The following is an 879-nucleotide window of genomic DNA, read 5'->3' as shown; positions in this document are numbered from 1 at the left end:
CAGCACCCCGACCCCGTCGTGCGCCACCTCGCCGCCGCGCCCGCCGCGCAGGTCGCCGAGCGCCGCGCCCGCCTGGCCACCGCCGCGGCCTCCTTCGACGCCGCCACCGTCACCACCGTCCACGGCTTCTGCCGGCAGGTCCTCGCCGGCCTGGGCACCGCCGCCGACGCCGACCCCGCCTCCGTGCTCGCCGAGGACCTCACCGGCCTCGTCGAGCAGGTCTGCGACGACCTGTACGTGCGCTTCGCGGTGCGCGAGGCGCCCCCCTTCGACCGGGCCGGCGCCCTGCGGGTGGCGCGCGCCGCCGTCGCCCGCGCCGACGCCCGCCTGGAGCCGGCCCAGCGCCCGCCCGGCTCCCCGGAGGACCTGCGGGTGCGCTTCGCCGCCGCGGTGCGCGCCGAGGTCGCCCGCCGCCAGGCCGCCCGGCACGTCCTGGGCTTCGACGACCTGCTGGCCCGGCTGCGCGACGCCCTGGCCGCCCCCGTCAGCGGCGCCGTCGCGCGCGAGCGCCTGCGCGGGCGCTACCGCGTCGTGCTCGTCGACGAGTTCCAGGACACCGACGGCGTGCAGTGGGAGGTGCTGCGCCTGGCGTTCCACGGGCACGTGCCGCTCGTGCTCGTCGGCGACCCCAAGCAGGCCGTGTACGCCTTCCGCGGGGCGGACGTGCACAGCTACCTCGCCGCCCGCACCGCCGCCGACCACCGCGCCACCCTCGGCGTGAACCGCCGCAGCGACCCCGCCGCGGTGCGCGGCGTGCAGCGCCTGCTGCGCGGGGCGGCGCGCTCGTGGGCGGCGGTGACCGGGTGCACCACGATGCCGTCCCCGCCCAGCGCCGCCCTCGTCGACGCCGCCGGCGCGGAGGACCCCGCCCCGGTGCGG

At 80.5% G+C, this 879-nt stretch carries 1 protein-coding gene; it reads left to right on the top strand.

The window, feature by feature from the left end; translation table 11 throughout:
• Window positions 1–879, top strand: an 879-nt coding sequence (locus GTR00_RS21830) for a UvrD-helicase domain-containing protein (RefSeq protein WP_166613581.1), incomplete at both ends; no start/stop codon positions are given.

It is taken from the genome of Kineococcus indalonis, from assembly GCF_009906395.1.
GTDB lineage: Bacteria > Actinomycetota > Actinomycetes > Actinomycetales > Kineococcaceae > Kineococcus > Kineococcus indalonis.
This window is presented reverse-complemented; position numbering and strand designations above follow the sequence as displayed.